Source organism: Sesame phyllody phytoplasma, from assembly GCF_018390775.2.
In the GTDB taxonomy this organism is placed as follows: Bacteria; Bacillota_I; Bacilli_A; order Acholeplasmatales; family Acholeplasmataceae; genus Phytoplasma; species Phytoplasma australasiaticum.
Genome location: NZ_JAHBAJ020000021.1, coordinates 1 through 6,783 on the forward strand (window position 1 = coordinate 1; position 6,783 = coordinate 6,783).

Consider the following 6,783-nt stretch of genomic DNA (forward strand, 5'->3'; position numbering starts at 1 on the left):
CGTTGACATAATATATCAACTCCTTTCCCAACACCATTGAATAACTAGTAAATTACTTTCTTCCTTCGCCCTATAAGGGTGATTAACCCTCTTCTTGGTAAGTCGATTAACTAAATTATTCCAAATCTAGGTTTACGCTTACGACTACTAAAAAGATGCTTTATCCTTGACCATCCAGACTTTTATTTCCGGATTCGTAAATTTAATTACTTAGTTTTAGGATTCTCCAAGTTACGCTAAATTTCTACCTTAATTCTTTAGGGGAAGTTTCCTCGTTAAGAGGCTGATTCCAGGTTTCTTTTCTTTGATAAACTACTCAATACGTTTAATTTATATTAGCAGACTCTGGACTGTCCGTTTCAGCAACTTCCGAAACAGGTTTTAGGATTACATCAATTTTCCTTCTTAGGCCATTGCAGGCTTCTCCATCGAATTATTTGGTGGCGGAGTCATCTTGACTAATTTGCTTTCATCGCAACCCGCTTTTATGGTCTGCTGTAATCCGTCATTCTTTCGTTTGACTGACCGACCATCTCCTTTCAGGGTTTATCGGCCCTGGCTATTGGTTAAATAGCACGAAATTTAGGCCTCTTTGGCGCCCTTAAACTTCTAATGTAAGTTCCTTTAGATACATCTACTTGAAATTTCGCCTCTTGTTTGTGCGGATTATATGAAATTAATTTTAAATTTGAAATTGTTACTTTTCTAGGTGGAATATCAATATGTTTTTGTTTTCTAGCTAAATTATACATTTTTTGACCTTTAATTTTAATAGCAGAAAACATTGGGGGAGTTTGCCAATATTGTTTATTATTAAAATAATCAAAATTTTTTTTTACAATATTTTCTGGTAAAATTATTTCTTTTTTATCAATTAATTCTCCATAAATATCTAATGTATCATAATTTTTATTAAATAAAGCAGTTCCTTGATATTGCTTATTTAAATCATTAAATAAAAATGCTAATTTTGTTGCTTTATTAATATAGGGATAGATTATTTGCGTTTCCATATCAGAATTTATCTTTCTGATATTTATTACAAACAGCCTCCCTCTAAACCGGACGAGCAAGTTTCCCAGCATCCGGCTTGCCATAATTTGTCCTTTTTATAAGGCTAACTTGGTGTTGCCACTAGTTAGTTGTTGTATTATTAACAGCAAATTACTGACTTCTTTCGCCCTATAAAGGTGGTTAACCTTCTTCTCGGGAGGGCAATTATCTTTGTTATTCCAAACAAAGTTTTAGTTCTTCCGACTACTAAAAAGTCGCTTTATCCTTGGGCCATAAGAATTTTACTTCTTATACTGCTCCTGTTAAGAACTGACCTTTAGGATTCTCCAAGTTACTCTAAATATCGACCTTAATTCCTTAGGTGAAGTAACCACTATTATTTTGGTGGTGAGATTCCAGGTTTTCTATAGATAAACCATCCAATTCGTGATAATATTATTGATGGACTCTGGACTGATCGGTTACAGTAGTTTACAAGTCAGGTTTAATATTACATCTTCTTAGCTTCTTAGGCCCTTTCAGGCTTATCCTTAGAATCATTCGGTGGCGGTATCTTATTGACTAACTACTTCATCGCAATCCGCTTTTAAGAACTGCTGTAATTCTTTATTGTTTCCTTTAAAGAACCGTTCTTATCCTGTCAGTGTTTATCGCACTGGTGATTGGTTAAATCACACGATATTTAGGCATCTTTGGCGCCCTATCACAATTAACAAACCTTCTGCTAAAGGATCTAAAGTACCTGTGTGACCCGCTTTTTCTAAATTTAATTTTTTTTTGATAAATTTAACAACATCATGTGATGAAATACCAGAAATTTTATTTATTAAAAAAAATCCATTCATTTTTTATGGACCATTTACTTTCTTTTTTATTTATATTTTCAGAATTTTTTATCAAGTAATTAAAATTATAAATATTGACTTTTTTATTTTAAATGATTAAATCATTTTATAATATTATTAATCATCTATATTATTTGTTAAAAAATTTAATAATTCTGTTAAAGATAAATAACCTACATTTTTTTTTATTAATTTCCCGTTTTTGTATAGCATTAAACTAGGATAACTTGTAATATTATATTTCTTAGCTAATTCATAATTCTCATATCCATTAATTTTGATAATTTCGATATCTGGTTTTTCTTTTTTTATTTGTTCTAAATGAGGCATTAATTTTTGACATGGAGGACAATTTGTTAAAAAAAAATCAATTAATAATAATTTATGTTTATTTTTAATGATTAATGTATCTAAATTTTCTATAGAATTTTTCATTATTTATTCCTTTAAAATCCTTTTCTTTATATTTTTTAATATAATAAATATTATTATTAAGTTAAAGATAATAACTTTTTTTATTTTTTTAATTTTTTTATGTAAATTAATTATTAATTTTAAAATTAATTTACGCTTATATATTATAATGATTTAAAGGAAATTAATATTTTATTAAATATAATTATAAATTTACGTTTTGTATGTATTATTAAAAATTTATTTTAACTATGTAATTTTACAGAAATTTTTTTGGTATAAAAAAATTTAATTTAATCAAAAAAACTAGGAATTATTAATTTTTTTGATAAAATTTAATATGTATTGATCTTTATTATTAAAATAATATATGTTAAAATATTTTTTTAATATATGAATCTTTTTATAATTGAATTATAATTATTAGATAAAAAGGTTTTTAATATATTAAATAATTTAATTATATTCATATATTTAAATAAGTTTTATAATATTATTTTTATATAATTTATATAAATAAATTCAAAAAAGTTTTTATCTTTATTATTTTGGTTTTTTAAAAAAGTGATTTGCTAGGTGATGAATAATGAAAAGTGAATATATAAACAATGATTTTGTGAAATACCATTTCGAGATCAATCCTCAAGAGTTTGAATTTTTTTTACAGAAATCTTTTGATAGTGTTAAAAATGATATTAAAATTAAGGGGTTTCGCAAGGGTTTTGTAACTAGATTATTATGTGAAAAACATTTTGGTGAAAGATTTTTATATCAAAAAGCTATTACATTTTTAATTGATAATAAAATAAATGAAATTTTAGCCAAAGATGAAAAAAAAATTATGGGTCAACCTGAATTAGTTGATTTTGATTTAAATAAAATAGAACGAGATCATAATTTTAATTTAATAATTAAATTTGCTTTAAAACCAAAAATTGAGTTATGTGATTATAAATCTATTAATGTAAATAAAGATCAAGGTGTTATAGTAACTGAAGAAGAAATAGATAAATCTATTCGAAATTGGTTAAATATGGCATTTAAAGAACAAGGCTTTAAAATAGATAATAAATATTGTCAATATTTTTTTGATTTAGAAATAAGAAATAAAAATATTATTTTATTTAATGAAAATGATATTTGTTTGTATGGTTCTGATCAGCAATTCGATAACATTATTAATTATTTATCTTCTCATATAATAGGCATGAAAGAGAAAGAAACTCGCAATTTAAAAATTAAATTTCCTGATACATTTGCAAATTTAAAGTTATCTGGTCATAATTTAAAAATTAAAGTTTTTTTAAACAGAATTAACGTTATATCTGATATTGATTTAAATAATGATTTAATTAATCAATTAAATTTATCTGAAAATTTTCCTGATATTAAAAATTTAAGAGATTATTTTAGAACACAATTGCAATTTAATAAAAAAGAAGTTTTGAAAAAAAAAGAAATACAAAATATTTTGGAGTATTTATTAAAAAATTCGATTATAAATATACCTCAATATTTATTACAAAACCACATTTCAACAACCGAAAAAAAAATATGTGAACAGTTAAAAAATAAAGATCCTCACTTAAAAGAATATTTACAGCAAAATAACTTGTCAGAAACAGATTTTAAAAAACAAATGTCTGAAGAAACGATTAAAAAATTAAAAATAGAATTTTTGTTGGAAGAAATCGCTATTAAAGAAAATATTCGGATTTTAGATAATGAAATTCAAGATTTTTATCAAAAATTATTTCGTAGTTCTAATATGCAAAATTTAGAAGATTTCCAAAAAAAATATAATATAGATTATATTAAGACAACTTTATTACAAAATAAAGTTATAGATTTTTTATGGAATAATTGTTCTGTTAATAAAAATTCTTAACATAATTATTATGTAAATGATTATTTTAAATATTTAAATTATTTTTTTATATTAATATTAAATATTAATAAATTCTTATTATAATAGTTTAATTTTATTTTCAAAAGAGAGGCAAGTAATGAATAAAAAAATTAAATTAACTCAAATCGAAGATGATCATAAATTCGAATATATTGATGGTGTTGAGGTTCCTTTCGAGTTACCTGCAATTATTGTGCGTGATGTGATACCTATTCCCAACAATGATTTTAGAATAGAGATAGGGCGTGATTTCTCAATCAATGCTTTAAAATATGCGGAAAAAACTAAATTTCCTTATGTAGTTATTTTGCCTCAAAAAATATTTGCTTTAGAAGATCCTGAAATAGTAGATATTGCAGAATATGGGGTTTTAGCTCGAATTGTGGCTTCTGTTAAAATTCTTAACAGTTCTATTTATAAAGTTAAATTCCGTTTATTAAAAAGAATTAAAACAACTTTTATTTCTAAAAAAGATAATTTTTTTAATGTTAAATATATTCCGGTAGCTACCGAATTAAGCGATGATATAAAAAAAGAAGAAGCTTTGATTAAATTAGTTATGGAGCAGATAACTTCTAATACAAGTCAATTTTTATTTATATCTGAAAATAATTTGCTAGAACAAATTCAAAGTGGTATTGATACTGAAAAAATAGCTGATTTAATTACTTTTGCTTTAAAAATTGATGAAAAAGAAAAATATAAATATTTACAAGAAAAAAATTTAAATAATAGATTGTTTTATATTTTACAAGACATTCATAAAAAGATTGATATTATCGAATTAGAAAATAAAATAAATGAAGAAGTAAAACGTAGTATTGACGAAAATCAAAAAGAATTTTATCTGAGAGAAAAAATACGTGCGATTCAAAATGAATTAGGTGATAGAGCTAAAAAAGAAGAAGAGATAGAAACCTTAAGATCACAAATTAAAAATTCTAAAATGCCCGTTAATATTAAAGAAAAGGCGTTACAAGAATTGTCTCGTTATCAATCTATTTCTTCAGCAGTAGCCGATTCGTTTGTTATCCGGAATTATTTAGATTTTTTAATAGCTTTACCTTGGGGCAAAAAAAGTAAAGATATTAATAATCTAGAAAAAATTCGTACGGTTTTAGAAAAAAATCATTATGGTTTACAAGAAACAAAAGAACGTATTTTAGAGTATGCTGCTGTTAAAATTATGACCAAACATAATGCTCAAACAATATTATGTTTAGTGGGGCCTCCGGGAGTAGGCAAAACCACTTTAGCTATTTCTATTGCAGAGGCTTTAGGACGTAAATTTGTTAAACAATCTTTAGGAGGTTTACAAGAAGAAAGCGAATTTAAAGGTCATAGAAGAACTTATGTCGGAGCCATGCCTGGACGTATTTTAGATGGTATCAAAAATGTAGGAGTTATCAATCCTGTATTTTTATTAGATGAAATAGATAAATTGGTAAATAATTTTCATCATAATCCAGAATCTTCTTTATTAGAGATTTTGGATCCTAATCAGAATAAAACTTTTGTAGATCTTTATTTATCGGAGCCTTTTGATTTATCGCAAGTATTATTTATAACTACTGCTAATGATATTAGTAACATTTCTGCTCCTTTAAGGGATAGATTAGAAATTATCGAATTAAACTCTTATACAGAAAAAGATAAATTGAATATCGCGAAGCAACATTTAATTCCAAAACTTTTGAAAGAACATGGTTTAAAATCAACACAATTTTCTATTAGTGATTCTGCTTTAATTAAAATCATTAGAAATTACACTAAAGAAGCTGGAATCAGAAATTTAAGTCAAAAAATAGCAACTTTAATTCGTAAAACAATTAAAAATATTTTAATTAAAAAAATAACTCACGCTAACATTAATGAAGATAATTTAGAAGAATTTTTAGGAAAAATTATCTATTATGATTTATTAACAGAAAAAAAACCTCAAATAGGTGTTGTTAATGGATTAGCTTACACTACTGTAGGCGGAGATGTTTTATCTATTGAAACTACTTGTTATCCTGGAAAAGGCAAGTTAGTTTTAACAGGTCATTTGGGTAAAGTTATTGAAGAGAGCGCTATTACTGCTTTTAGTTTTTTAAAAGCTAATGCTCAAAAATTAGGAATTGATTACGATATCTTTGATAAAAAAGATTTTCATATTAATTTTGTTGAAAGCGCTATACCTAAGGATGGGCCTTCCGCTGGTGTAACAATAGCTACATCTTTATTTTCTGTTATGACTAGTCAAAAGGTTAAAGAAAATATAGCTATGACTGGAGAAATTAGATTAACTGGTGATGTAATTGCTATAGGTGGATTAAAAGAAAAAGTTTTAGCCGCTGATAGAATAGGGATAAACGTTGTTTTTATTCCGAAAGCTAATTCAAAAGACATTGAGGATATTCCTGAAGAAGTTCGTAATAAATTAAAAATTATAACTATTCAAAATGTTCGAGATATATTCGCAGAAGCTTTTATTTCTTCCGTTATTGAGAGATAAATATAATTCCGCTATTTAACGCATAGCCTGGAGTGATAATCTCCAGAGGTCACGTAAACACTGTAAGGTGGGCTTGATTAATTGTCTCGAAAGAGTAATTAATA

4 protein-coding genes and 1 pseudogene are annotated in these 6,783 nt (G+C 25.4%); 2 read left to right on the plus strand and 3 right to left on the minus strand.

Features of this window, described 5'->3' with window-relative positions; translation table 11 throughout:
• Window positions 1-566: 566 nt before the first annotated feature.
• The 3 genes and pseudogenes from KHD59_RS02240 to KHD59_RS02250 all read right to left on the minus strand — a co-directional run bounded on the left by KHD59_RS02240 (window position 567) and on the right by KHD59_RS02250 (window position 2,294).
• Window positions 567-1,013 (minus strand): hypothetical protein, encoded by a 447-nt coding sequence (locus KHD59_RS02240; RefSeq protein WP_238120351.1) that lies wholly within the window; start codon window positions 1,011-1,013, stop codon window positions 567-569.
• A gap of 705 nt (window positions 1,014-1,718) precedes the next feature.
• Window positions 1,719-1,859 (minus strand): annotated as a pseudogene (locus tag KHD59_RS02245) (tRNA pseudouridine synthase); the annotation flags it as partial.
• Window positions 1,860-1,976: 117 nt separating this feature from the next.
• Window positions 1,977-2,294 carry a thioredoxin family protein gene (locus KHD59_RS02250; protein WP_004994742.1) on the minus strand — a complete coding sequence of 106 codons (318 nt, stop codon included), beginning with the start codon at window positions 2,292-2,294 and terminating at the stop codon, window positions 1,977-1,979.
• A gap of 565 nt (window positions 2,295-2,859) precedes the next feature.
• Between KHD59_RS02250 and KHD59_RS02255 the strand changes: the two genes are divergently transcribed.
• On the plus strand, window positions 2,860-4,161 hold the full coding sequence (locus KHD59_RS02255) for a trigger factor (protein WP_213680472.1): 1,302 nt from the start codon (window positions 2,860-2,862) through the stop codon (window positions 4,159-4,161).
• 118 nt (window positions 4,162-4,279) lie between these two features.
• The gene (gene lon / locus KHD59_RS02260) at window positions 4,280-6,679 is read left to right on the plus strand and encodes an endopeptidase La (RefSeq protein ID WP_004994736.1); all 2,400 of its coding nucleotides are present in this window, start codon (window positions 4,280-4,282) and stop codon (window positions 6,677-6,679) included.
• The last annotated feature ends 104 nt before the right edge of the window (window positions 6,680-6,783 follow it).